Genomic DNA, 529 nt, shown 5'->3' on the forward strand with positions numbered 1-529 from the left:
CGCGCCCAGCCCGGTGACGGCGGCCCGGCACCGCCCGTGCGCCACCAGCAGCAGCGCGGTGTACAGCAGCAGGCCGAGCACCGGCCCGGCGGGCAGTGCGGCGGGCGGCACCCCGCCCGCCGGGCCGCCCGCCAGCGGCGGCAGCAGCACCTGGCGCACCAGCGCGTCGAGCACGGCCAGCGCACCGGCGAAGCCGAGCACGGCGGCGGCCAGCAGCGGACGGACCGCGGCGGCGAACTCCCGGGTGGAGCGGCTCCGGCCGACGCACCGCCGGGCCCGGGTCCGGAACCAGCGCAGCGTCCAGGCCGCCGGGGCGACGGCCAGCGCCAGGGTCAGCGCGGTGGCCGCGGCGGCGGTCCGCTGCGCACCGGGGTGCACATCCGGCAGCAGCGGGGAGAGTTCGCCGAGCACGGTGTCGCCGACCAGGGCGCAGCCGAGCAGCGGGAGCGCGCACAGCGCGGCCGGGACGGGTCCGGCGCCCGCCCGGCGGTCGGCGCGGACCAGCAGCACGGGGACGGCGGCGGCCGCG

Annotated in this window: 1 pseudogene; it reads right to left on the reverse strand. The window is 82.2% G+C overall.

The features are described from left to right. Positions 1–529 (reverse strand): annotated as a pseudogene (locus GQS09_RS28400) (hypothetical protein); the annotation flags it as partial.

It is taken from the genome of Streptomyces sp. YIM 98790, from assembly GCF_011421595.1.
In the GTDB taxonomy this organism is placed as follows: domain Bacteria; phylum Actinomycetota; class Actinomycetes; order Streptomycetales; family Streptomycetaceae; genus Streptomyces.